Consider the following 24,212-nt stretch of genomic DNA (forward strand, 5'->3'; position numbering starts at 1 on the left):
CGCGCCGCACGGTCACCGGGCCGCGAGGGCCAGGTGCCGGTCGTGGAGGGCGAGGAAGAGGGGGAACGCGAACGCGAGGGCGACCAGCGGCGCGAGCAGCACCAGGATCCACACGCGGCGCATCCCGATCCGGCGGCCCTCCACCACCATGAAGGCGACGGCCGCGATCGCGACGACCAGCAGGTCGGTCGAGAACGACGACACCCACGGCCCGCCCGCGGCGAGGCCGGCGAGGACGTCCGCGCCCTCCTGCATCGCCCTCACGTTCCAGGTCCAGGTCCCTATCAGCCCGGCGAGGGCGAGGACGAGGTAGACGATCCCGAGCGGCGTCCAGCCGCGGTGCAGCCGGCTCATGCGCGGGCCTCCGTTCGTGCGAGGGTGAGGATCGTCCCTCCGGCGAGGGCGATCACGGCCACAGTAGCGACGGCGAGGGTCAGCGCGTCCGGTGCGGTCAGCGCCTGACCGCGCAGCGCCTGCCAGCAGGTGAGGGCGACCGCGGCCGCCCAGCCCGCCGAGGCCAGTGCGACGAGCCGCAGCCGGGTGGATCCGGGGCGCAGGACGGGGATCCGGGCTGCCAGCCGTCCGAGCAGCAGCGCGAGCAGCGGGAGCCCCTGCAGAGCGTGCATCCCGACGAAGTGCGGGATGCGCAGATCGCCCCCGATGGTGCTCCAGCCCAGGAGCGGGAGGCCGGGTCCGCCGTCCGCGACTCCGACGGCGTGCGCGCCGACGACGCCCTGGTAGTCGCTGATCTGGCCGGGCGAGGGCCCCGTCATCAGGAACGCGAGGGCCATCCCGACGAGCCCGATCACGAGTCCGGCGCGCACGGCGAGCGTCAGCGCTGGGTCGCCGAGCGGCACCCGCGCCAGGAGGGCGGCGAGGACCAGAGTCGCCAGCCAGACCACCACGATCGAGACGGCCATCGAGGCCCAGAGCGCGGCGTGCAGGGGAGTGGAGACGTCGAAGTGGCTGCGCTCGCCGACCAGGGCGGCGCCTCCGATCACGACCATCTCGACCGCCAGACCGACCGCCGCGACCGTGCCCAGCGCTCGGGCTAGGCGGCGCCGGCGGGGCACGAGCCCGATCAGCCAGGCGAGCGTCACGGCGTACAGCGCGATCGAGAGGCAGAACTTCAGCGGCTTGCCCCAGAGCGGCTGCCCGCCGAGCTCGCGGGGATCGACGACCAGCGCGATCGCGCAGAGGAGGGCGCCGACCGCCATCGCGGCAGCGAGCACCAGGAGCGGCCGGTGCGGAGCAGCGGAGGCCGTGCGCGCGGGCGTCTCGGTCGCGGCGCTCATCGGGGCACCTCCGTCGAGCCGAAGCGGCTCTGCGTCTCGCGCGCCTGGGCGACGCGCCGGAGCGACTGCAGCACCACGTCTCCGAGCGCGGTGCCGACGGCGGCGACGGCGGCCTGCTCGCTCACGCTCTCGCGGGCCTGCAGCTCGTCGAGGTCGGCGGAGGCGACGAGGGCGGCGGCGCGGGCGTAGGTCTCGAGCCAGCCGGCGCTCATCGGTCCGGTGGAGAGCTCGAGCGCGTCGAGCGCCCGTGCCGCCGTCGCGACGGCAGGGTGGCCGCAGTGGTCGGAGCCCGCGGCCTCGGCGATCCGCCGCGTCGACGCCTCGGTGGCGGACGCGGTCGAGTCGGCGCTCACGGAGACCACGTCCTGCGCCACCTCGAACGCTGCTGTCGGACCGACGCCCGCGTCGAGCGCGGCCGTGATCCGCTTCGCGCCGGCGATACCGACGCCGCCGCTCTCGATGAGCGCCCGGAGCAGCGTCAGGCGGGCGACATGGGCGTCCCCGTACTCCGCCCGCTGGGGGCCGGCGGCGTCGCCCGGCGGCAGCAGCCCCTCCCGGATGTAGTACTTGATCGTAGGCAGGCTGACGCCGCTGCTGCGGCTGAGCTCCGAGATTCGCACGTGGACAGTATGGCTATCCGATAGCGGTACTGTCCATCTGCAGTCAGTCCCGCGCGGAGAGGACGATGTTCCCCGTCTCGGTGATGGCGATCGTGTGCTCCGTGTGGGCGCCGCGCGAGCCGTCGCGGCTGCGGAGGGTCCAGCCGTCCTTGTCCGTGTAGATCTCGTCGGTCGTTTGCAGGAACCACGGCTCGATCGCGACGACGAGGCCCGGGCGGAGCGGGTAGCCGCGGCCGGCGCGTCCGTCGTTGGGGATGTGCGGATCGCCGTGCATCGTGCGGCCGACGCCGTGGCCGCCGAAGTCGGTGTTGATGGACAGGCCCTCGGCATGTGCGACGGCCGCGATGGCCGCGGAGATGTCGCCGATCTTCTTCCCGGGCTGCGCGGCGGCGATGCCGGCCTCGAGCGCGCGTGTGGTGGTGTCGATGAGGGCGAGGTCCTCCTCGCGCGGCGTCCCGACCACGACGCTGATGGCCGAGTCGGCGACCCAGCCGTTCACGGAGGCGGCGAAGTCGAGGGTGAGCAGGTCGCCGTCCTTCAGCCGGTAGTCGAAGGGCAGGCCGTGCAGCACCGCGTCGTTGACGGAGGTGCAGATGACCTTGCCGAAGGGGCTCGCGCCGAAGGAGGGGTGGTAGTCGATGTAGCAGGACTCGGCGCCGGCCGTGCGGATCATGTCGTGGGCGAGCCGGTCGAGCTCGAGCAGGTTCACGCCGACCGCGGCAGCGGCGGAGGTGGCCTTCAGTACCTCGCCGACGAAGCGGCCGGCGGGACGCATCTCCTCGATCTCGGCGGGGGTGCGTAGCTCGATCATCCTGATCCTCTCGGGGTCCGCTGAGCCGTCGCTCAGCGGTGGTGGGTACGGTCGGTGCATGCGCACGCGACGGGCATTCGGTTCCTGGCAGTTCCCGGCGGCGATCGTGCTGCCCTTGTGGATCCTCCTCGGCTACGGGGTCTTCGGAGGATCGAGCGGCTGGACCGTGCTCGGCCTGGTGATCGCCCTCCCCATTCTGGCGGTCGCGCTGGCGGCTGTGGCCGCGATCGTCGCATTCCGGGTGACCGTTCGGCCCACGCGCACTCCCGCGTGGGGCGACGTGGCCGTGGTCGGCGCCTGGCACCTCTCCCTGATCGCCTTCGGCTTCTTCCCGCCCGGCGCCTGGGCGCTGGGCCTGCTCTCGGTGGTCCTCGGAGTGGCGGCCTTCTCACACTCGGGGTGGCGGTTCCTCGCCGACGCGAGGGCCACTCTCCTCGCCTTCTCGGAGGCGGCGTCCGTGCAGGCCGAGGGCGCTCACCGCCCCGTCTCCGGAGATGGCTTCGACCCGGAGCGCCCGCAGGACGGGCAGACCATCGTCCTCTGATGGGTCGGGCGTCCCGAGAGGCGCTGTCCCCTGCGAGGCCCCGCCCTGCTCCACGGCTCGGCCCTCTCGACGGATCCGCCCTCTGCGCAGCTCTGCCTCCGGGTGACCCTGCCCTCCTCATGACCCTGCTTTGACTCGCATCGACGCGGCATGGCAGAATGAGCGCTTGTGCCTCGCGCAGGCTCTGCCACAGGGGAGCCGCGACGACGTGGGCACGACCGACTTCCATCAACGAAACGGTGTTCGACCTGTGGCGGGCACGGAGAGCGATACAGCATGCACATCCTCGATTCCGTCGATGCGGCGTCCCTCCGCAGCGATGTCCCGGACTTCCGCGCCGGCGACACCGTCAAGGTCCACGTCAACATCGTCGAGGGCTCCCGCTCGCGAATCCAGGTCTTCCAGGGCGTCGTCATCGGCCGCTCCAACGAGGGCGTCCGCGAGACCTTCACCGTCCGCAAGGTGAGCTTCCAGGTCGGCGTCGAGCGCACGTTCCCCGTGCACTCGCCGGTCATCGACCACATCGAGGTCGTCACCCGCGGTGACGTCCGTCGCGCGAAGCTCTACTACCTGCGCAACCTGCGCGGCAAGAAGGCCAAGATCAAGGAGAAGCGCGACGCCTAAGCGGCTTCCGCACGACTTCTCGGGAACCCCGGTCCACCTATGATGGACCGGGGTTCCTCCCTTTCTCGGGGGCGATCCGTCCGGGGAGTCCACCCGGTGATGCACAGTAGGGGCGACGGCGAGCGATGACAGACAGCACGGCCCCGGTCCGCCTCCCCGGAGGCGAGGACCACGCCCGCCACTCGGCGGATCCGTCCGAGAAGCGCCCGCGCAAGCGCCGGGGTGTCCTGCTCTTCCTCCGCGACGTGCTGATCATCTTCGTGGTCGCGGTGCTCGTCTCCTTCCTCGTGAAAACCTTCCTGATCCGCTCGTTCTACATCCCCTCCTCCTCCATGGAGCAGACGCTCGTCGAGAACGATCGCATCCTCGTGAACGAGCTCGTGCCCGGAGTCGTGAAGATCTCGCGCGGCGACGTCGTCGTCTTCCGCGATCCCGGCGGATGGCTCTCGCCGAGCTCCGAGCCCTCCGTGCCGCCGTTCCAGGCCGCGGTCGACTCCGCCCTCGCACTCGTCGGCCTCACCGCTCCCGACAGCAACGACCACCTCATCAAGCGCGTCATCGGCCTGCCCGGCGACCACGTGACCTGCTGCACGCCGCTCGGCCAGGTCGAGATCAACGGCAACCCGATCGACGAGCCCTACGTGAAGCTGCCCGACGGGGTGCAGGCCGTCTCGGCCACCCCCTTCGACGTCGTCGTGCCCGAGGGCTCGCTCTGGGTGATGGGCGACAACCGCTACAACTCCGCCGACTCCCGCTACAACACCGACAAGCCGGGCGGCGGCTTCGTGCCGATCGACAACGTCGTGGGCCGCGCGATCCTCGTGACCTGGCCCGTGCAGCAGTGGGCGTGGCTCGACGACTACCCGTCGGTGTTCCGCGGAGTCGACACCGAGGCCTCCGAGGAGGGCTCGGACGACGCGCAGAGCGGGCAGGGCTAGGTGGTCGTCGCCGAGCCGACGCTGACGCAGGAGCGGCGCCTCTTCCGGCAGGGCTACGAGACGGTCATCGGCTGCGACGAGGTCGGCCGCGGCGCTATCGCCGGCCCGGTGTCGGTCGGTGTCGTGTCGATCGGCAGCCGTTGCGGGCGCTTCCCCGAGGGGCTCCGCGACTCCAAGATGCTCGCTCCCGCCCGCCGCGAGGCGCTCCTGCCGGGAGTCGCGAAGTGGGTCTCGGCCTGGGCGATCGGCGAGTCCTCGGCGGACGAGATCGACGAGACCGGGATCATCGCGGGCCTCGGCCGCGCTGCGTCGAGGGGCATCGAGCGCCTCGCCGACCAGGGCGTCGACCTCGCCACCGCCGTCGTCCTCCTCGACGGCGCCCACGACTGGCTGACGCCCGCGCTGGGCGAGTGGGCGGCCGAGCTGACGATCGTCACCCGCGTGAAGGCCGACCGCGACTGCGCCGCCGTCTCCGCCGCCTCCGTGCTCGCGAAGGTGGGCCGGGACGGTCAGATGGTGCGCCACCACGACGACTTCGCCGACTACGCCTGGGACAGCAACAAGGGCTACGGCAGCGCCGCGCACTGGGCGGGGATCGAGCGGGTCGGCCCGTCCCCGCTCCACCGGGTGACCTGGCTGTCGAAGTCGCGGGAGAGCGTCGAGGAGCCGCTCCCGGCGCTCGGGCCCGTCGGCTCGGCGTAGGATTGTCCAACGATGGATGAGGACGAATTCGAGGACTACGACCGCGAGGTCGAGCTGGCACTGTACCGGGAGTACCGCGACGTCGTCTCGCAGTTCTCGTACGTCGTCGAGACCGAGCGCCGGTTCTACCTGGCGAACGAGGTCGACCTGGTCCGCCGCGACACCGAGCACGACTTCTACTTCGAGCTGACCATGCGCGACGTGTGGGTCTGGGACGTCTACCGCTCCGACCGCTTCGTGAAGTCGGTGCGCGTGCTGACCTTCAAGGACGTCAACGTCGAGGAGCTCTCCCGCAAGGAGTTCGAGCTCCCCAAGGAGCTCGCGCTCGACGAGTAGCCTTCTGTCGCGGCAGGCTCCGGACCCCTTGCTGGTCGAGTAGCCGCTTCCGACGGCGCATCGAGATCCGGTGCCCGGAGCCCCACCCCGCTCCGGAGCTCTCTCGGATCCTCGGCTCCGCGGGTCTCGTCTTCACGCGGCGCGCATTCCTCCTGCTGGTCGCGTAGCGGTCCCGGCGCCGTATCCAGACCCCGGACCGACGTCCCTCCCCACGCACCTCCTCGGCCGTCTTCTCCCCGGATCCCCCTCCCGGCCGTCCGACGCTCCTCTCTGCTCCTGCACGCTTCCGGCAGGAGGACGCATGGACAAGGACGAACTGGGGCGGCGCGGCGAGGAGATCGCGGCGGCGCACCTGAGAGACAACGGATTCGAGATCCTCGACCGCAACTGGCGGGTCCGCGAGGGCGAGCTCGACATCGTGGCCCGCGACGGGTCGGCACTGGTCGTGGTGGAGGTGAAGACGCGCTCGTCGACGCGCTTCGGACTGCCGGTCGAGGCCATCACGCGGGCCAAGGCGCAGCGCCTGCGCCGACTCGCCTACGCATGGGCCGACGAGCACCACGAGCGCTCCCGGCATCTGCGGATCGACGCGGTCGGCATCGTCGCTCCCGGGGGAGTCCCGTCGCAGATCCGGCACCTGCGGGCGGTGGCCTGATGGGCCTGGGGAGGACCTCCGCGGTCGGTCTCGTCGGCTTCGCGGGAGCCGTGGTCGGGGTGGAGGCCCACTCGGCCGACGGCACCCCGGGCATGGTGATCATCGGCCTGCCCGACGCCGCGCTCGCCCAGGCGAAGGAGCGGGTGCGCTCGGCGGCGATCAACTCCGGCAGCACCATCGCCGAATACAAGATCACCGTGAACCTCTCGCCGGCCGCGATGCCCAAGCACGGCTCCGCCTTCGATCTCGCCATCGGGCTGGCCGCGCTCGCGTCGCTCCGTGAGGTCGATGCGGAGTCGGTCGCCGCGGTCGTCCACATCGGGGAGCTCGGGCTGGACGGCCGGCTGCGCTCCGTCCCCGGCGTGCTGCCCGCGGTGCTCGCGGCCGCCCGCGAGGGCAGGCGCCGCGTGATGGTCCCCGTCGAGGACCGCCTCGAGGCGGAGCTGGTCGACGGCGTCGAGGTGATCGCGGTCTCCTCGCTGGCGGCGGCCGCCGTCTGGCACGGAGCCGAGTGGGAAGTGCCGGTGCTCCCCGAGGCCGCGCCGCCGTCTGCGACGGTGTCCGAGCCGGACGCCCGCCTCGACCTCTCCGACGTGGTGGGGAACGAGGAGGCGGCCGAGGCGATGGTCGTCGCGGCGGCGGGCGGGCACCACGTGTTCCTGCTCGGGCCTCCCGGCGCCGGGAAGACGATGCTCGCCTCGCGCCTTCCAGGCATCCTCCCCGACCTCGATGACGACGCAGCGCTGGAGGCCACCTGCATGCGCTCGCTGGTCGGAGCGCCGACCGGTGGCGCGCTGGTGCGCAGACCGCCGTTCGAGAGTCCGCACCACTCCGCCTCGTCCGCAGCGATCGTCGGCGGGGGCAGCGGCCGCATCCGGCCCGGCGCGGTCGCCCGCGCCACCCGGGGAGTGCTGTTCCTCGACGAGGCCCCCGAGTTCTCGTCCGTCGCCCTCGATGCGTTGCGCCAGCCGCTCGAATCCGGCGTGATCCGCATCCACCGCGCGAACGCCGTCGCCGAGTTCCCCGCGCGGGTGCAGCTCGTCCTCGCGGCGAACCCGTGCCCGTGCGGCCGCTTCGGCATCCCCGGAGAGACCTGCACCTGTGCTCCCTCGGTCCGCCGCCGCTACCTCGCGCGGCTCAGCGGACCGCTGCTCGACCGCGTCGACATCCGCCTGACGGTCCGCCGCATCAGCGCGGCTCAGCTGGCCGCACGTCGAGACACGTCCGGCATGTCGACGGCGCAGGCCCGCGCTCGTGTCGTTGCGGCGCGGTCCCTGGCAGCGGCTCGCCTCGCCTCCACTCCGTGGACGCTCAACTCGGAGGTCTCCGGCGCCTGGCTGCGCTCGGACGCGGTGCGCCCGACCAGTGCCGAGTCCCGCACGCTCGACCGGGCTCTGGAGCGAGGTCTGGTGACCATGCGCGGCTACGACCGGGTCCTGCGCCTGGCCTGGACGCTCGCGGACCTCGACGCGGCCGACCGGCCGAGTGCCGCCCACCTCGCGCGCGCGCTCGTCCTCCGCGGGGGTGCCGCGTGATCCGGCTCGACGCGCTCTTCGACGCCGCGGAGCTCGACGCCGTTCGTCGACTGCTGCCGAGCGGTTCAGCCGATCAGGACTCGGCTGCCGACGGCGAGCCTTCGGGCGAGTCCGGCTGTGCTCGGAGCGCGCTCGTCGACGCTGCAGCCCGGTGCGGCTGGAACTCTCTGACCGAGCCCGGCGACTCCGTCGCAGCCCTCCTCATCGCGAGGGTCGGCGCGGCCGAGGCCTTCGCCCACGTCGTGTCCTCGTCGTCCGCGGAGGAGATCCTCGCGCCCCCGCATCGCGCTCCCTCCGACGAAGGAGGCCCGGCACCCGCGCCCCTCGACTCCGAGGTCGCCGCCCTCCAGTCGGGGCTGGCGCGCTGGCGACCGCGCCTGGACCGCAGGCTCCTGTTCCGCCGTCTCGAGATCGCCGAGCGCCTGGGCGCCCGGCTGCTCCTGCCCGGGGCTCCCGTGTGGCCCGAGTCGCTCGACGACCTCGGGCCGCACGCGCCCCTCCTGCTCTGGCTGCGCGGTGATCCCGCCGCCTTCGATCCGCCGCACCGCCTCGCCCTCGTCGGCGCCCGCGCTGCGACCGGCTACGGCGAGCACGTCGCCGCCGAGCTCGCCGCGGGCGTCGCAGCGCGAGGCGTCTCCGTCGTCTCGGGGGGTGCCTTCGGGATCGACGCGGTCGCCCACCGCGCCGCACTCGGCTCCGGAGGCCGGACGGTCGCTTTCCTCGCCGGGGGAGCGGACCGCCTCTACCCGACGGCCCACGCCGACCTCCTCCACCGCATCATCGCCACCCCGGGCTGCGCCGTCGCGACCGAAGTGCCGCCGGGCACGACTCCCACCCGCTGGCGCTTCCTGCAGCGCAACCGCCTCATCTGCGCCTCCACCGTGGGCACCGTCGTCGTCGAGGCCGGCGCCCGCTCCGGCTCCCTCAACACCGCCGGCCACGCGGCTGCCCTGGGCCGCCCCCTCGGCGCGGTCCCGGGCCCGGTCACCAGTGCCTCCTCCGCCGGCTGCCACCGGCTCCTCCGCGAGTACGCGGCGACCTGCGTCACCTCGCCGGCGGACGTGCTCGAACTGCTCGCCGTCGGCGACACCGACGGATCGTGCCGAGCGCTGACCGCGGCTGAGGCGCGAGTCCTGGCCGTCGTCGAATCCGAAGGAGGCTGTGACGCCGCAACCGTCGCCCGGCTCTCCGGGGATTCGCTCGACTCGGCACTGTCGGCGCTGGGTGCGCTCCTCGCAGACGGACGCGTCCACCGTTCCGAGGACGGGGACTGGGAGCGGGCACCCGGGTGAGCGGCCCCGCCGCCGCGGCGCTGTCGGCGGTCCGCCCTACGCTGAAGGGGCATCGGCGAGGGGAGCGGCATGGACGCCACGGCAGCAGGACACGGCGGAGAGCGCCCGCAGCTCGGGCACTTCCGCGCCGCCGACAGGGTCATCGCGCATCTGAGCGACACGCACCTGCTGGCCGACGGCGCTCCGCTCTACGGGAAGGTCGACACGGTCGCCCGCCTCGCGCAGGCGGTCGGCCGGCTGGCCGAGCGCGGCGGACGCCTGGACGCGATCGTGGTGACCGGGGACGTCGCGGACCGCGGCGAGGAGGACGCCTACCGGCGCGTGCGCGAGCAGCTCGACCCCGTGGGCGAGCGGTTCGGCTGCCCGATCGTCTGGGTGATGGGCAACCACGACGAGCGCGGAGCCTTCCGGCGGGTGCTCCTCGAGCAGGACCCGGCGGGCGCGGGACCCGTGGACCAGGTCGTCGACCTCTGCGGGCTCCGGCTCATCGCGCTCGACAGCGCGGTGCCCGGCTTCCACCACGGCGACCTCACCGACGCCCAGCTGGCCTGGCTGAAGGACGAGCTCGCCGCACCGGCCCCGCTGGGGACGATCCTCGCCCTGCACCACCCTCCGCTGCCCACGCCGCTCGGCGCGATGACCGTGCTCGAGCTGCGGGGGATCGACCGCCTCGAGGAGGTGGTGCGCGGAACCGACGTCCGCGCGATCCTCGGCGGCCACCTGCACTACCCCACGGCTGCGACCTTCGCGGGCGTGCCCGTGCTCGTCGCCGGCGCCACCAGCTACACGATGGACCTCGGAGCGCCCGAGCGGGAGCTCGCCGGCGTCGACGGAGCGCAGAGCCTCTCGCTCGTCCACGTCCACCCGGAGACGGTGGCCGCCTCGTTCGTGCCGACGGCACCGGCCCCGATCGCGACGCGGTTCGGCACCGACCTGATCGAGCGGCTCGAGGGGCTCGACGAGCGGGGGCGCATCGACCTCTGGTCGCGGATGCCGGACGGATCATGACCGGCGAGACGCTCGCCGACTCGGTCGAGCACTTCCTCCGGTACGTCCTCGATGAGCGGTCCCTCTCGCCCGCCACCGCGAAGGGCTACCGCTCCGACCTGGCGCGCCTGATCGCCCACACGGAGGAGAAGGGGCGGCTCCTCACCGCCGAGCTCGACCTCGAGCTGCTGCGCGACTGGCTCTGGCGAGAGTCGGAGTCGGGGATCGCCCGCGCGACCCTCGCCCGGCGCACCGCGGCCGTCCGCTCCTTCTCCTCCTGGGCGCATCGGACCGAGCGGCTCCCCGTCGACGTCGCCGCACGCCTCAAGACGCCCAAGTCGGGACGGACACTGCCGCGGGTCCTCACGCTCCCGCAGGCGGAACAGGTGCTCGACACGGTCGCGGCGCGAGGCGCGACCGAGGACCCGGTGGCGCTGCGGGACCTCGCGATCGTCGAGCTGCTCTACGCCTCCGGCATCCGCGTCTCCGAGCTGGTCGCCGTCGACCTGGGCGACGTCGATCTCGGCCGGCTCACCGTGCTCGTCACCGGCAAGGGCGCCAAGCAGCGGGTCGTCCCGTTCGGCGTCCCCGCGAAGGAGGCGCTCGTCGACTACCTGGAGCGCGCCCGACCCTCTCTCGCCACCGGCGACGGGAGCGGGGCCCTGCTGCTGGGACGGCGGGGCGCGCGCCTCACCCCGCGCACGGTCTACGGCGTGGTGGCGAGGCTCCTCGACGGCGGGCAGGGCTCCGGACCGTCCGGTCCGCACACCCTCCGCCACACCGCGGCGACCCATCTGCTCGACGGCGGAGCCGACCTCCGCGCCGTCCAGGAGCTGCTCGGCCACGCGAGCCTGGGCACCACGCAGATCTACACCCACGTCTCGACCGAGCGGATCCGCGACGCCTACCGCCTCGCCCACCCCCGCGCCTGACCGGACGCGCGAGTCGCTGGACGCACCCTTCCGCGCCACTCGCTGAACACCCTGCGCCATGTCGTCCATCGGCAGGATCACCGCCCGGGGGATCCCGCCGAAGAACCGCATCGGCGAAACGTAGTCGCCACCCTCGCGGACGCCGAGGTGCACGCACCTCCCGTCGCAGTGGCCGCCCGCACCCACTGCTCCGACGGGCTGGCCCGCGGTGAGGACCTGCCCCGCCGTCACCGATCCGTCGACCGGCTCGACCGTCGAGACCAGACCGTCCGCGTGCACGATGCTCACCACGGACCGGTCGACCACCCTGCCCGAGAACGACACGGTGCCCGCCGCGACGGCGACCACGGGCTGCCCGGCCGCTGCCGCGAGGTCGATCCCGCGGTGCCCGGGGGCGTAGCGGTGGGCCGGCGCGCCCCACGGCTCCACGACGGAGAACTCCGGGACGGGTGAGATCCACCGCGGGTCGGACCGGCCGGGGGACGAGGTACCGGAGGGCGAGGCGCCGAGAGGCGCCCCGACGAGCAGAGCGGCGAGGACGAACACGCCCGGGCGCAGGAGTCGGGATCGGAGCATGCGGCCACCCTCCTGGAGCCGGTCCGGGACCGGTGGTCGGCCGAGCGGATCAGGGGAGGAGAGCGCGACGGGCCCGGCTGTGGAGGGAGGACATCGGCCGGGGGAGAGCGCAACCCGTCCCGGCGGTGCCGCGGCTAGGAGTAACGTGCCGGTGATCCGGCTCGGGAGCGGCACCCCGCCCCCACCGGCGGCGAGAATCGGAGACGACCATGACCAGCGGACGATCTGACACGACCAGCGGGAGAGCGGACATCCCGAACCCCTCGGCGGCGAAGCTGAAGAGGAAGGTGATCGGCCTCGCGATCGCGGCGGCGGTCGGCGGCTTCCTCTTCGGCTTCGACTCGTCGGTGGTGAACGGTGCCGTGGAGGCGGTGCAGGGCGAGTTCCAGCTCTCGGCCGCGCTGATCGGCTTCGCCGTCGCCTCCGCGCTGCTCGGCTGCGCACTCGGCGCGTACCTCGCGGGCCGCCTCGCCGACCGCTGGGGCCGCATCAAGGTCATGCTGCTCGGCGCCGGGCTCTTCTTCATCTCCTCCATCGGCGCCGGCGCAGCGTTCGCGGTCTGGGACCTCGTGCTCTGGCGCGTGGTCGGCGGCCTCGGCATCGGCATCGCCTCCGTGATCGCTCCGACCTACATCTCGGAGATCGCGCCCAAGGCCATCCGCGGCGCCCTCGCGTCGCTGCAGCAGCTGGCGATCACGCTCGGCATCTTCGCCGCCCTGCTCTCGGACACCCTCATCGCGAACGGCGCGGACGGCGCCTCCGAGCCCTTCTGGTTCGGCGTCGCCGCGTGGCGCTGGATGTTCATCGCCTGTGCCGTGCCTGCCGTGATCTACGGCCTCCTGGCCCTGACCCTGCCGGAGTCGCCCCGCTACCTCGCGACCCGCGGCCGCTCCGAGGACGCCCGCGCGGTGCTCGCGACGGTCACGCCGCGCGACGAGGTCGACGAGGCGCTCGCGGACATCCAGAAGAAGATCGACGAGGACTCCGAGAACGCGAAGCGCTCCAGCCTCCGCGGTCCCGCCCTCGGCCTGCTCCCCGTGGTCTGGGTCGGCATCCTGCTGTCGGTGTTCCAGCAGTTCGTGGGCATCAACGTGATCTTCTACTACTCCACCTCGCTCTGGAGCGCGGTCGGATTCGACGAGTCCAACTCCTTCGCGATCTCGGTCTTCACCTCGGTCGTGAACGTCGTCGTCACCTTCGTGGCGATCTTCCTGGTCGACAAGGTCGGCCGGAAGCCGCTGCTGCTGGTCGGCTCGGCCGGCATGGCCGTCTCGCTCGCGCTGATGGCCATCGCCTTCAGCCAGTCGACGATCAGCGGAGAGGACGTCTCGCTGCCCGGCGCGTGGGGGCCGATCGCCCTCGTCTCGGCGAACGCGTTCGTCGTCTTCTTCGGTGCGACCTGGGGCCCGCTGGTGTGGGTCCTCCTCGGCGAGATCTTCCCGAACCGGATCCGGGCGGCCGCCCTCGGCCTGGCGGCCTCGGCCCAGTGGATCGCGAACTTCGCCATCACGGTGACCTTCCCGATCCTCTCGCAGGACGTGTCGCTCACCCTGGCCTACGGCCTCTACGCCGCCTTCGCGGCGATCTCGTTCGTCTTCGTCTTCATGTTCGTGCCCGAGACCAAGGGCCGCTCGCTGGAGGAGATGGACACCCTGCACATCCGCACCGTGATGAAGTCGGCGCGCAAGTAGCACCGGCCTCCCGCGCCCCCGACGGCCGCCCTCCCGCAGCAGCGGGGGAGGCGGCCGTCCTGGTGCTAGACTCCACGGAGCACCTCGCTCGTCGGGGTGACTACGCGCGCCCATTCGGCCTCCGCTCCCCACGGTCCCTCTCCGCTCACGCGGCCGGGGCGGGAGTGCGCCGGGCGCCAGGGCGACGTGCCGACCGGCCGTCGCAGACAACCGAACGGGAGTTCGGCGCCGTCGTGCGCCCGGGCCCCGAGACAAGGAGAACGACTCATGGCAGTCGTCACCATGCGCCAGCTGCTCGACAGCGGCGTCCACTTCGGGCACCAGACCCGTCGCTGGAACCCGAAGATGAAGCGCTTCATCCTGACCGAGCGCTCGGGCAGCTACATCATCGACCTCCAGCAGTCGCTGGCCTACATCGACAAGACCTACGACTTCGTCAAGGAGACGGTCGCCCACGGCGGCACCATCCTCTTCGTCGGCACCAAGAAGCAGGCGCAGAACGCGATCTCGGAGCAGGCGACCCGCGTCGGCCAGCCCTACGTGAACCAGCGCTGGCTCGGCGGCCTCCTGACCAACTTCCAGACGGTCTCGAAGCGCCTCGCCCGCATGAAGGAGCTGGAGGAGCTCGACTTCGACGACACGTCGAAGAGCGGCTTCACCAAGAAGGAGCTCCTCATCAAGAAGCGCGAGCTCGACAAGCTGCACAAGTCGCTCGGCGGCATCCGCAACCTCTCGAAGACGCCGTCGGCCCTCTGGGTCGTCGACACCAAGAAGGAGCACCTCGCGATCGACGAGGCCAAGAAGCTGGGCATCCCGGTCATCGGCATCCTCGACACGAACTGCGACCCGGACGAGGTCCAGTACCCGATCCCGGGCAACGACGACGCGATCCGCTCGGTGAGCCTGCTCACCCGCATCGTCGCCGACGCCGCGGCCGAGGGCCTCATCCAGCGCCACCAGAAGCCCGAGGCCGAGGGCAACGTCTCCGCCGTCGAGCCGCTGGCCGAGTGGGAGCAGGAGCTGCTCTCCACCGGTGCGCCCGCCGCCGACGTGCAGGAGCCGAACGAGCAGGCCGGCGCGGAGACCGAGAAGGTCGCCGACGCCGAGGCCGAGACCGCCGACGAGGCCGTCGTCGAGGCCGAGACCCCCGCCGCGGAGGAGGCCCCCGAGGCCGACGCCGCCGCGACCTCGACCGACGAGACCGCCACCGCCTGACACCCCGTTCCGTGACGGGGGTCGGACGCCGCACCCGCGGTCGTCCGGCCCCCGCTCGGTCGGTGCACGTTCACTACGAGTAAGAACCGCCGTCACCTCGGCGTGCTGGGCTCCTCCCGTGAGCCCGCCGCGAGTGACGGCGCCACAGGGTTTCCGAACCAAGAGGAGTTCCGAGAACATGGCAAATTTCAGCCTCGCTGACGTCAAGACGCTGCGCGAGCAGCTCGGTACCGGCATGGTCGACACGAAGAACGCGCTGGTCGAGGCCGACGGCGACCTGGACAAGGCGGTCGAGATCCTCCGCCTCAAGGGCGCCAAGGGCAACGCGAAGCGCGCCGACCGCTCGACGAGCGAGGGCCTCGTCGCCGCCGCCGAGAAGGACGGCGTCGCCACGATGATCGAGCTCGCCTGCGAGACCGACTTCGTCGCCAAGGGCACGAAGTTCATCGCCCTCGCCGACGCCGTGCTCGCCGCGGTGGTCGCCGCCGGCTCCACCACGGTCGAGGAGGCCCTCGCGGCCCCCGCCGACGGCAAGACCGTCGCCGACCTCATCAACGACGAGGCCGCGATCCTCGGCGAGAAGGTGGAGCTGCGCCGCGTGGCCTCCGTCTCGGGCGAGCACTTCGCGATCTACCTCCACAAGACGAACAAGGACCTGCCCCCGCAGGTCGGCGTGGTCGTCGGCTACGCGGGTGAGGACGCCGAGACCGCGCGCTCCGTCGCCCAGCACATCTCGTTCGCGAACCCGTCCTACCTCTCGCGCGAGGACGTGCCGCAGTCCGAGGTCGACAACGAGCGCCGCATCGTCGAGGAGATCTCGCGCGGCGAGGGCAAGCCCGAGGCCGCCCTGCCGAAGATCATCGAGGGACGCGTGAACGCGTACTTCAAGCAGGTCGCCCTGCTCGACCAGGACTACGCGAAGGACAACAAGCTGTCCGTCAGCAAGGTCCTGAGCGACGCGGGCCTGACCGTGTCGGGCTTCGCCCGTTTCAAGGTCGGCGCCTAACAGCACTGCAGGAGGGAGTCCGGGTCGTTCAGTCGACCCGGGCTCCCTTCGCTCTGCCCGGGGCGGTCCCGGGCGTGGTCGCGGGGCCCGCTCCGCGCGGGATAGGTTTGTACGGGTCTACGGGAGGAAACGTCCATGACGGAGACGGATGCGATGACGACGGGCAAGCGCCGCAGGGTGCTTCTGAAGCTGTCGGGGGAGGCGTTCGGAGCCGGCACGCTCGGCGTGAACCCTGACGTGATCAGCGCCCTGGCGCGCGAGATCGCCGATGCCGCGACCGAGGTGGAGATCTCGGTGGTCGTCGGCGGCGGCAACTTCTTCCGCGGAGCCGAGCTCTCGCAGCGCGGCATGGACCGCGGCCGGGCCGACTACATGGGCATGCTGGGCACGGTGATGAACGCCCTCGCCCTCCAGGACTTCCTCGAGCAGGCGGGCGCCGAGACGCGCGTGCAGTCAGCGATCGCGATGACGCAGGTCGCGGAGCCCTACATCCCCCGCCGGGCGATCCGGCACATGGAGAAGGGCCGCGTCGTCATCTTCGGCGCCGGCGCCGGACTCCCGTACTTCTCGACCGACACGGTCGCCGCGCAGCGCGCGCTCGAGACGCACGCCGAAGTGGTCCTCGTCGCCAAGAACGGTGTGGACGGCGTGTACGACGCCGACCCGCGGACGAACCCCGACGCGAAGAAGCTCGATGCGCTGACCTACCAGGAGGCGCTCCAGCGGGGCCTCAAGGTGGTCGACTCCACCGCGTTCAGCCTCTGCATGGACAACGGCATGCCGATGCAGGTCTTCGGCATGGAGCCCTCGGGCAACGTCGCGAAGGCCATCCGCGGTGCCGAGCTCGGCACGCTCGTCTCGAACTAGACTGACCACTTCCCTCTCTTAAGGAGCTCCCTGTGATCTCGGATGTACTGGCCGACGCGAAGACCAAGATGGGCAAGGCCGTCGAGGTCGCCAAGGAGGACTTCTCCACGGTCCGCACCGGACGCGCGAACCCCGGCATGTTCCAGAAGGTGCTGGTGAGCTACTACGGCACCCCGACGCCGCTGTCGCAGCTCGCCTCGATGCAGAACCAGGAGGCCCGCACACTCGTCCTGACGCCCTACGACAAGGGCTCGCTGCGCGACATCGAGCAGGCCATCCGGGACATGCCGAACCTCGGCGCGAACCCGACCAACGACGGCACGATCATCCGCGTGACCCTGCCGGAGCTCACCGCTGAGCGCCGCAAGGAGTTCGTCAAGATCGTCCGCACCAAGGCCGAGGACGCCAAGATCGCGGTGCGCAACATCCGCCGCAAGGGCAAGGACGACCTCGACGCGCTGAAGGGCGACATCGGCGACGACGAGCTCGCCCGCGGCGAGAAGGAGCTCGAGGCGCTCACGAAGCAGCACGTTGACGCGATCGACGAGGCGCTCAAGCGCAAGGAATCCGAACTGCTCGAGGTGTAGCGGTGCCCGAGATCCCCGAAGGACCCGAGGGCGGCGAGAAGAGACCGTCTCCGCACGTCCCGGGTGCCCGGGGATCCCGGATGGTCACCCGCGACGCACTGCGTGCGCGCGCCCAGCAGGGCCGGGCCGACGTCGAGCGCCAGCTCGAGGCGACCCGCGCCCAGCTCGAGGCGACGAACGACCGTCTCACCGCGCGCTCGGGCCGGAACCTCGTGTCGGCGACCGCGATCGGACTCCTCGGCGGCGGCGCGATGGTCGTCAGCCTCCTCCTGGTCAAGGAGCTCTTCATGGTGCTCGCGGGGGTGGTGGTGCTGCTCGCGGCGCTGGAGCTCTCGAACGCCCTGCGCCACGCCGGTCGCGACATCCCGCGCATCCCGACCGGGATCGTGGCGGTCGTCGCCGTGCCGGCCGCCTACTACGGCGGCCTCGGCGCCGCGTGGGCCACGGTCCTCGGCGGATCCGTCCTCGTCGGCCTCTGGCGGCTGGGGGAGCAGCTCTTCCGGCGCACCGCCTCCAGCCGGAGGGACCTCGCCCTCGACATCGGCCTCGGCGCGTTCGTCCAGGGCTACACGATCTTCCTCGGCGCCTTCGCGATCCGTCTCGTCGCCGAGCCCGGCGGCCAGCTCTGGGCGTTCGCGTTCCTGGTGCTCGTGATCGTCGTCGACACCGGCGCCTACGTGAGCGGACTCACCTGGGGCAAGCACCCGATGGCACCGCGGATCAGCCCGAAGAAGACCTGGGAGGGGTTCGCCGGTGCGGCCGTCGCGGGGATCGTCGTCGGCGTCCTGCTCGCCCTGCTGATGCTCGGCCAGCCCTGGTGGGTCGGCGCGGTGTTCGGGGCCGTGGTGCTCCTCACCGCGACGCTCGGCGACCTCGCCGAGTCGCTGATCAAGCGCGACATCGGCATCAAGGACATGAGCTCCTGGCTGCCCGGCCACGGGGGAGTCCTCGACCGACTGGACTCGATCCTGCCGTCGGCCGCAGCGGCCTACGTGCTGTACTTCCTCTTCGCCCACTGAGCGCACGCCTCACCGGGGCGTGCCGATTCCGCTCCCGGCGCGCGGCTTGGCATGATGTCGGGATGACCGCTCCCTTCCCCCGAGCCCGCGAGTCCCGTCCCGGCTACGACACGGCCGAGGTCGACTCCTTCCTCGCGTCGGCGCGCGAGGCCTACTCGCAGCTCTCCGGGGGACCGGCGGACCTCCGCGCCGCCGACCTGCGCCACACCGCGTTCACCCTGCGCAAGGGCGGCTACTCCGCGCCCCACGTCGATGCGGCGCTCGAGCGCCTCGAGGACGCCTTCGCCCTGCGGGAGCGCCAGTACGCGATCGCGGCCCGGGGCGAGGAGGCGTGGCTCGCGGACGCGCGGTCGACGGCCCAGGAGATCGTGAACCGGCTGGCCCGCGCTCCCCGCGAGCGGTTCACCCGGGCCGGCGCTCTCACGACGGGCTACAACATCCGCCAGGTCGACGCCTTCTCCGACCGGATCTCCGGCTACTTCCGCGACGGATCGGTGCTGACCGTGGACGACGTGCGGACCGTCTCCTTCGCCCCGCAGCGCGGCGGGTACGCCGAGGCGCAGGTCGACCTGCTGCTCGACACGGTCGTCGACGTGATGCTGGCGGTCCGCTGACCGGAGCCGGATCTGCTGGCCGATCAGGTCATCGTCCGTTATGCTTTCGTAATCGTGGCTCAGCATCCTCAGACCTCCGTCGCCCACACGCCCGCGAACCGCACCAGCGGTCGCCCGGCGGTCCCGCACCAGACCCCGGTGCGGCGCTCCTGGGCTCGGATCCCGGTGACGGTGCTGGCCTTCACGGCGTCGATCGCGTTCGCCATGGTGAACGTCGTCGATCCGTCCAGCGGCGCGGTCGCGTCCCCCTACTACCAGGCCCCGGCGCGCTTCAACGGCGACTCCGCGCAGCGACTCGTCGTCGCGGACGCCGTCGAGCGGACCGTCCAGCGCGACTCGTTCGGCGCCGAGGCGAAGCCGACGCCCACTCCGACCCCGACGCCCACTCCGACCGAGACTCAGACCGCTTCCGCGAGCGCCGACGAGGAGGAGTCGGGCTCCGCCGAGGCCGAGACCGCCGCTCCCGTCCAGCGCGCCGCCGCTCCGGATCCCGGATCCGCGAAGGCCATCGCGTACGACATGATCGTGCAGCGCGGCTGGGCCGACAGCGAGTACGACTGCCTCGTCCTCCTCTGGAACCGCGAGTCCGGCTGGAACGTCTACGCCGAGAACAAGTCCAGCGGTGCCTACGGCATCCCGCAGGCACTCCCCGGCAGCAAGATGGCGACGGCCGGCTCCGACTGGGCGACCAACGCGAGCACCCAGATCACCTGGGGCCTCGGCTACATCTCCGGCCGCTACGGCTCGCCCTGCGGTGCCTGGGCCCACTCCGAGTCGGTCGGCTGGTACTGATCGTTCCCCTCCGCTCGGCACCGCGTCCGGCGGGCTGAGGCTCTCGCTACCCTGGTGCCGTGGATTACGCGCTGCTCGGGGTCGTCGGGATCATCACGGTCGTCACCGTCGCGCGGTTCTCGAGCCGCCTCGGGATCGCCGCACCGCTGCTCCTGGTCGTCATCGGTATCGGCGCGTCCTACCTCCCCGGGGTCCCGGACATCGAGGTCGAGCCTGAGCTGATCCTCGCGGGCGTGCTGCCGCCGCTGCTGTACTCGGCCGCGATCCAGGTGCCCCTCACCGACTTCCGGCGGAACCTGCGCTCGATCTTCGGGCTCTCGGTGCTGCTGGTCGTCGTGACCGCCCTCGTGGTGGGCGGCTTCCTCTACCTCGTGTTCCCCGATCTGAGCCTGCCCGCAGCGATCGCTCTGGGCGCCGTCGTGAGCCCGACCGACGCGGTGGCAGCGACCTCGATCGGCAAGAAGCTCGGACTCCCGCCCCGCCTGGTGACGGTGCTCGAGGGCGAGAGCCTCGTGAACGACGCGTCGGCGCTGGTGCTGCTGCGCGCCGCGACGGCTGCGGCGGCCGTGGTCGGCGCCTCCGTCACGTCCGACGCGATCGACGTGGGCGAGGTGGGGGTCCTCTTCGTCTACTCCGTCCTGATGGCGATCGTCCTCGGACTGGTGATGGGCGTGCTCACCGTCTTCGTGCGCTCGAAGCTGCGGGACCCGGTGCTCGACACCGCCGTGTCCTTCGCCGTGCCGTTCCTGGCCTACATCCCGGCCGAGGAGCTGGGCGCGTCCGGGGTGCTCGCCGTCGTGGTCACCGGGATCTACACGGGGCACAACAGCGCGCGCTTCCTCTCGCCGCAGTCGCGGATCAGCGAGCGGGTGAACTGGCGGACGGCGCAGTTCCTGCTCGAGAACGGCGTCTTCCTGCTCATGGGCGCCGAGATCAAGGCGATCGTCTCCGGGGTCGTGGACCCGGGCGAGTTCGGAGTGGGCACCGCGGTGCTGCTGGGTCTGGCCACCGTGGTCATCCTGATCGTGCTGCGGGCCCTCTTCGTGTGGCCGCTGCTCCTGTGGCTGCGCAGCTCCGGTCGGCGGGCGGAGCGGATCAACCGGCGGCTGGCGGTGGGCCTCATGCGACTGCGCAACAGCGCCACCAGCGACGAGCGCTTCCGGCGGCGGCAGGTGAGAGCGGAGCGGCTCTACCTCCGGCGCGAGACCGATCTGGCCGCGACCACGAGCGAGGCGTTCGGCTGGCGCGGAGGAGTCGTCCTGTCCTGGTCCGGGATGCGCGGCGTGGTCACGCTCGCCGCGGCCCAGTCGCTGCCGGACGAGACTCCCTACCGCTCCCAGCTGATCCTGATCGCCTTCACCGTCGCCGTCGTGACGCTGCTCCTGCAGGGTGCGACGCTCCCGGCGCTGATCCGGCTCACCGGCATCCAGGGCACCGACGGAGAGGCCGACCGCCGCGAGCTCGCGACGCTGCTCGACGAGGTCGCGGCCACGGGCATCCAGGCCCTCCCCGAGGCGGTGGCGGAGCTGCCCGACGGCGAGGCGGGCGAGCGCGTCCTCGAGCGCGTGCGCCGCGACACTCTGACCCGCTCGCAGGTGGCGTGGGAACAGGTCGGCCGCGCGGAGGACGCGCCGCTCGGCCCGCACGCGCAGTACCTGCGGCTGCGCCGAGCGGTCCTGCTCGCCGAGCGGGAGGCACTGCTGGACGCCCGGGGGCGCGGGGTCTACTCCTCGCGGACGCTGCGGCGGGCGCAGCTGATGCTCGACGCCGAGGAGACCCGGCTCGAGATGGACGACAGCTCCCACTGACGGAAGGGGCACGGCGGCGGCCTCCTAGACTGGGGAGATGCCGCGCAGCAACAGACCCCGGGGCGGCCGCCGTGACGACGACGACGAGCAGCGCGACCTCTCGCAGATGCTCGCCGGCTTCCGGCGCACCGAGTCGCACGCCGGCCGGGAGTGGAACGTCCAGCCCGTCTCCGCAGCGCGGGCCGTGAAGAACTACCTCTGCCCGGGCTGCGGGCTCACCATCGACATCGGCCAGCCGCACCTGGTCACCTGGCGGGCCGACGGCGCGCTCGGCGACGCGGCCGACCTGGCCGGCCGCCGCCACTGGCACACGCACTGCTGGAGAATCCGAGGAGCACGATGACACACGAGATCCGCGGAGGCGTCGTCCTCCCCGCCCGCCGCGAGGACGTCGAGCTGCACACCTCCGACGGCCTGACCCTGGTGGGGGAGCTCGCGCTGCCCCTGGAGCACGAGCCGGTCGCGACCCTGGTCACCCTGCATCCGCTGCCCACCCACGGCGGCTTCATGGACTCGCACATCCTGCGGAAGGCCGCCGCCCGGCTGCCCGCGCTCGCCGACCTGGCGGTCCTCCGCTTCAACACCCGCGGCACCGCGTCGCCGCGCGGCACGAGCGAGGGCGCGTTCGGACACGGCATCGAGGAGCGCGCCGACGTCGCCGCAGCCCTGGCCCTCGTCGCGGACCGCGGACTGCCGCACCCCTGGCTGGTCGGCTGGTCCTTCGGCACCGAGCTCGCGCTGAAGTGGGGGAGGGAGCACCCCGTCGAGGGAGCGATCCTGCTCTCGCCGCCGCTGCACCGCACGAGCGCGGATGAGGTCGCCGCCTGGGGCGAGGACGGCCGCCCGCTCGTGGCGCTCGTCCCGGAGTTCGACGACTACCTGCGGCCGGAGGCGGCCGCCGAGCGCTTCGCGAGCGTGCCGCAGCTGGACCTCGTCGCTGTGGAGGGCGGGAAGCACCTCTGGGTCGGCGAGGCGCAGACCCGGCGCGTCCTCGACGAGATCGTGCGCGTGGTCGCGCCCGCCTCGTCCCCGCTGCCGACGGAGTGGGCGGGCGAGCTCGGCTGAGCCCGCCCGCCCAGCGACCGCCTAGCGACCGCCTAGCGACCGCCTAGCGGCCGGACGAGCCGCCGTCGGAGCCGTCGCCGTCAGAGCCGCTGCCGTCGGAGCCGTCGCCGTCGCTGTCGTCCGCGAGTCCGTCGATGTGGCCGATGAGCCCGCGCAGTCCGGACACGTAGCCGGCGATCGCGTCGCGCTCGGTGCGGATCTCGTCGAGGCGCCGCTCGGCGGTGTCCATCAGCTCGCGGCTGCGGCGCTCCGCGTCCGCGACGAGCTTCTGCGCCTGGTCGCGCGCGTCGTCGAGGAGGGCGTCGGAGTCGTCCTGGGCCTTCCGGCGCAGTCGTGTCGTGTCGTCGAGGGCGTCGCTGCGGAGGGCGTCCGCCTCGAGGCGCTTGTCGTTCGCGCGTCGGATGGCGTCGGCGAGCTGCAGGTTCGACTCGTCGAGGTAGCGCTGGGTCTGCGCGACGGCCTCCTGGTGGCGGAGCAGGTCGTCGCGGTCGGCCTCCTCGCGGCGCGCGGCGAGCTCGACCACCAGGTCGATCCGGGCCTGCTCGACCTCGCGCGAGAGCGCAGCGGCCTCGTCGGCGGACGCGGCGCGCAGGCCCGCCAGCTCGGCGTCGAGCACGGCGACGGCCTCGGCGCGCTCCTGGGTGAGCCGGGTGCGCTGGTCGGCGATCTCGCGCGCGCCCTCGGCGCGGACTGCGGCGACCTCGGCGTCGAGCGCGGCGCGGGTCGAGAGCACCTCGGCCTCGACCGCCGCGCGAGCCTGGGCGACCTCGGCCTCGACGGCCGCCCGGAGCCGGTCCACCTCGGAGGCGACCTCGGCCCGCAGGAGCTCGTTGGCCTGGGCGAGGCGGGCGGCCTCGGCGCGGGCGACCTCGATCTCGCGGGCGGCGACGGCGCGCATCTCCGCGGCCTCGCGCTCGGCCTCGGAGCGGATCGCGGCGGCCTCGCGCTTCGCGGTGGCGCGGGTCTCGGCGGCCTCGGTCGCCACGGTGCCGCGGATCGCGGCGGCCTCGCGGACGGCGTCCTGCGTCATCACGTCGCGGTCGTCGGCGGCCTTGCCGAGCGTCGCCGCGGCCTGCGCCTCGGACTCGTCGCGGGTCCGGTCAGCACGGCGGCGCGCCTCGGTCACCAGGCGCTCGGCCTCGTCGCGCGCCTCCTGGAGGATGCGGTCGCCGTCGTCGCGGGTGGATCGGCGGAGGGCGGAGGCGTCGTTCTCGGCCTGGGCGATGATCCGCTCGGACTGCTCCTCGGCCACGCGCAGGGTGTGCTCGAGCTTGGCGCCCAGGCCGGCGTAGGTGGGAGTGCCGACCTGCTGCAGCTCCTTCTCGAGGCCCTCGATCCGGGAGGACAGGCGCTTCACCTCGCGGCCGCTCTCGGCCGCCTGGGTGTTCGAGTGGATGAGCTCGCGGCGCAGGCCCTGGACGGCCTTGTCGACCTCGTCCCGGTCGTAGCCACGGAACACCTGGGTGAATTCGGCCTCGTCGTTCGCCACGTCGTCTCCTTCAGAGCAGGACCGCGGTGGGGCTCGCGGCACTGGGAAAGTGTATTCAGCAGGGAGGCCGCGGCCGGGGCGACACCCGCACCGCGCGCCGCTCGGGCCGCACTCTCGGCTTCTCCCGGGCATCAAAGGGAGGGCATCGGCTATCGTGGACTGTCTTTGTCTGTTGCCGTCGCGCCCCGGTCCGGCTGCGTACCCCGAGCCGG

26 protein-coding genes and 1 pseudogene are annotated in these 24,212 nt (G+C 72.4%); 21 read left to right on the forward strand and 6 right to left on the reverse strand.

The features are described 5' to 3' along the window. Positions 1 to 12: 12 nt before the first annotated feature. Genes C5C37_RS05785 through map form a run of 4 tightly spaced genes read right to left on the reverse strand, consistent with a single transcriptional unit; the run spans position 13 to position 2,726 of the window. Positions 13 to 354 (reverse strand): DUF2834 domain-containing protein, encoded by a 342-nt coding sequence (locus C5C37_RS05785; protein ID WP_104338622.1) that lies wholly within the window; start codon positions 352 to 354, stop codon positions 13 to 15. Next, positions 351 to 1,295: a hypothetical protein gene (locus C5C37_RS05790; protein WP_104338623.1), complete on the reverse strand. Its 945-nt coding sequence runs from the start codon at positions 1,293 to 1,295 to the stop codon at positions 351 to 353. The genes C5C37_RS05785 and C5C37_RS05790 overlap by 4 nt, the downstream gene beginning before the upstream one ends. Beyond that, complete coding sequence (locus C5C37_RS05795) at positions 1,292 to 1,915, reverse strand: MerR family transcriptional regulator (protein ID WP_104226873.1); 624 nt, start codon at positions 1,913 to 1,915, stop codon at positions 1,292 to 1,294. The genes C5C37_RS05790 and C5C37_RS05795 overlap by 4 nt, the downstream gene beginning before the upstream one ends. A gap of 43 nt (positions 1,916 to 1,958) precedes the next feature. Beyond that, positions 1,959 to 2,726, reverse strand: coding sequence for a type I methionyl aminopeptidase (map, locus tag C5C37_RS05800; RefSeq protein ID WP_104338624.1), 768 nt, complete (start codon positions 2,724 to 2,726; stop codon positions 1,959 to 1,961). A 58-nt stretch (positions 2,727 to 2,784) separates the two neighbouring features. On the opposite strand from map, the gene C5C37_RS05805 reads away from it, so the two are divergent. The 10 genes from C5C37_RS05805 to C5C37_RS05850 all read left to right on the forward strand — a co-directional run bounded on the left by C5C37_RS05805 (position 2,785) and on the right by C5C37_RS05850 (position 11,271). Next, positions 2,785 to 3,270 (forward strand): hypothetical protein, encoded by a 486-nt coding sequence (locus C5C37_RS05805; RefSeq protein WP_104338625.1) that lies wholly within the window; start codon positions 2,785 to 2,787, stop codon positions 3,268 to 3,270. 276 nt (positions 3,271 to 3,546) lie between these two features. Beyond that, a complete protein-coding gene (gene rplS, locus C5C37_RS05810) occupies positions 3,547 to 3,894 on the forward strand; it encodes a 50S ribosomal protein L19 (RefSeq protein WP_104223904.1) in 348 nt (115 codons plus the stop codon). Between the two features lie 125 nt (positions 3,895 to 4,019). Continuing rightward, positions 4,020 to 4,832, forward strand: a complete 813-nt coding sequence (gene lepB / locus C5C37_RS05815) for a signal peptidase I (RefSeq protein WP_104226871.1) — start codon at positions 4,020 to 4,022, stop codon at positions 4,830 to 4,832. Beyond that, positions 4,833 to 5,534: a ribonuclease HII gene (locus tag C5C37_RS05820; RefSeq protein WP_104226870.1), complete on the forward strand. Its 702-nt coding sequence runs from the start codon at positions 4,833 to 4,835 to the stop codon at positions 5,532 to 5,534. A 12-nt stretch (positions 5,535 to 5,546) separates the two neighbouring features. Next, on the forward strand, positions 5,547 to 5,870 hold the full coding sequence (locus C5C37_RS05825; RefSeq protein ID WP_055792576.1) for a DUF2469 domain-containing protein: 324 nt from the start codon (positions 5,547 to 5,549) through the stop codon (positions 5,868 to 5,870). A gap of 301 nt (positions 5,871 to 6,171) precedes the next feature. Next, entirely contained in the window at positions 6,172 to 6,525 is a 354-nt protein-coding gene (locus C5C37_RS05830; RefSeq protein WP_104223901.1) for a YraN family protein, read from the forward strand. After that, positions 6,525 to 8,060: a YifB family Mg chelatase-like AAA ATPase gene (locus C5C37_RS05835; protein ID WP_104338626.1), complete on the forward strand. Its 1,536-nt coding sequence runs from the start codon at positions 6,525 to 6,527 to the stop codon at positions 8,058 to 8,060. Before C5C37_RS05830 ends, C5C37_RS05835 begins: the two co-directional genes overlap by 1 nt. Further along, complete coding sequence (gene dprA / locus C5C37_RS05840) at positions 8,057 to 9,352, forward strand: DNA-processing protein DprA (RefSeq protein WP_258074053.1); 1,296 nt, start codon at positions 8,057 to 8,059, stop codon at positions 9,350 to 9,352. The genes C5C37_RS05835 and dprA overlap by 4 nt, the downstream gene beginning before the upstream one ends. A 69-nt stretch (positions 9,353 to 9,421) precedes the next feature. Then, positions 9,422 to 10,360 (forward strand): phosphodiesterase, encoded by a 939-nt coding sequence (locus C5C37_RS05845; RefSeq protein ID WP_104338627.1) that lies wholly within the window; start codon positions 9,422 to 9,424, stop codon positions 10,358 to 10,360. After that, positions 10,357 to 11,271, forward strand: coding sequence for a tyrosine recombinase XerC (locus C5C37_RS05850; protein ID WP_104232497.1), 915 nt, complete (start codon positions 10,357 to 10,359; stop codon positions 11,269 to 11,271). Before C5C37_RS05845 ends, C5C37_RS05850 begins: the two co-directional genes overlap by 4 nt. A gap of 123 nt (positions 11,272 to 11,394) precedes the next feature. Here C5C37_RS05850 and C5C37_RS18055 read toward each other — a convergent pair. Next, a pseudogene (locus C5C37_RS18055) lies at positions 11,395 to 11,847 on the reverse strand (murein hydrolase activator EnvC family protein); the annotation flags it as partial. A 209-nt stretch (positions 11,848 to 12,056) separates the two neighbouring features. Here C5C37_RS18055 and C5C37_RS05860 point away from each other — a divergent pair. The 11 genes from C5C37_RS05860 to C5C37_RS05910 all read left to right on the forward strand — a co-directional run bounded on the left by C5C37_RS05860 (position 12,057) and on the right by C5C37_RS05910 (position 22,511). Further along, complete coding sequence (locus C5C37_RS05860) at positions 12,057 to 13,538, forward strand: sugar porter family MFS transporter (RefSeq protein ID WP_104223897.1); 1,482 nt, start codon at positions 12,057 to 12,059, stop codon at positions 13,536 to 13,538. A 267-nt stretch (positions 13,539 to 13,805) separates the two neighbouring features. Further along, positions 13,806 to 14,753 (forward strand): 30S ribosomal protein S2, encoded by a 948-nt coding sequence (rpsB, locus tag C5C37_RS05865; protein WP_104223896.1) that lies wholly within the window; start codon positions 13,806 to 13,808, stop codon positions 14,751 to 14,753. Between the two features lie 178 nt (positions 14,754 to 14,931). Then, complete coding sequence (gene tsf, locus C5C37_RS05870; RefSeq protein WP_104223895.1) at positions 14,932 to 15,759, forward strand: translation elongation factor Ts; 828 nt, start codon at positions 14,932 to 14,934, stop codon at positions 15,757 to 15,759. Between the two features lie 153 nt (positions 15,760 to 15,912). Next, positions 15,913 to 16,626, forward strand: coding sequence for a UMP kinase (gene pyrH, locus C5C37_RS05875; protein WP_374954039.1), 714 nt, complete (start codon positions 15,913 to 15,915; stop codon positions 16,624 to 16,626). Between the two features lie 32 nt (positions 16,627 to 16,658). Next, complete coding sequence (frr, locus tag C5C37_RS05880; protein WP_104232499.1) at positions 16,659 to 17,213, forward strand: ribosome recycling factor; 555 nt, start codon at positions 16,659 to 16,661, stop codon at positions 17,211 to 17,213. An 80-nt stretch (positions 17,214 to 17,293) separates the two neighbouring features. Continuing rightward, complete coding sequence (locus C5C37_RS05885) at positions 17,294 to 18,232, forward strand: phosphatidate cytidylyltransferase (protein ID WP_104338629.1); 939 nt, start codon at positions 17,294 to 17,296, stop codon at positions 18,230 to 18,232. 62 nt (positions 18,233 to 18,294) lie between these two features. Beyond that, positions 18,295 to 18,846, forward strand: a complete 552-nt coding sequence (locus C5C37_RS05890) for a DivIVA domain-containing protein (RefSeq protein ID WP_104250532.1) — start codon at positions 18,295 to 18,297, stop codon at positions 18,844 to 18,846. A gap of 54 nt (positions 18,847 to 18,900) precedes the next feature. Further along, positions 18,901 to 19,638 (forward strand): lytic transglycosylase domain-containing protein, encoded by a 738-nt coding sequence (locus C5C37_RS05895; protein ID WP_258074054.1) that lies wholly within the window; start codon positions 18,901 to 18,903, stop codon positions 19,636 to 19,638. Positions 19,639 to 19,697: 59 nt separating this feature from the next. Then, complete coding sequence (locus tag C5C37_RS05900) at positions 19,698 to 21,446, forward strand: sodium:proton antiporter (protein ID WP_104338631.1); 1,749 nt, start codon at positions 19,698 to 19,700, stop codon at positions 21,444 to 21,446. A gap of 37 nt (positions 21,447 to 21,483) precedes the next feature. Further along, positions 21,484 to 21,789, forward strand: coding sequence for a hypothetical protein (locus tag C5C37_RS05905; protein WP_181027199.1), 306 nt, complete (start codon positions 21,484 to 21,486; stop codon positions 21,787 to 21,789). Then, complete coding sequence (locus C5C37_RS05910) at positions 21,786 to 22,511, forward strand: alpha/beta hydrolase (protein ID WP_104338632.1); 726 nt, start codon at positions 21,786 to 21,788, stop codon at positions 22,509 to 22,511. Before C5C37_RS05905 ends, C5C37_RS05910 begins: the two co-directional genes overlap by 4 nt. A 43-nt stretch (positions 22,512 to 22,554) precedes the next feature. On the opposite strand, the gene C5C37_RS05915 is transcribed toward C5C37_RS05910, so the two are convergent. Next, positions 22,555 to 24,000, reverse strand: a complete 1,446-nt coding sequence (locus C5C37_RS05915; protein WP_104247620.1) for a DivIVA domain-containing protein — start codon at positions 23,998 to 24,000, stop codon at positions 22,555 to 22,557. Positions 24,001 to 24,212: the final 212 nt, after the last annotated feature.

Origin of the sequence: Rathayibacter sp. AY1F9 (genome assembly GCF_002932155.1) — a bacterium.
Classification (GTDB): domain Bacteria; phylum Actinomycetota; class Actinomycetes; order Actinomycetales; family Microbacteriaceae; genus Rathayibacter.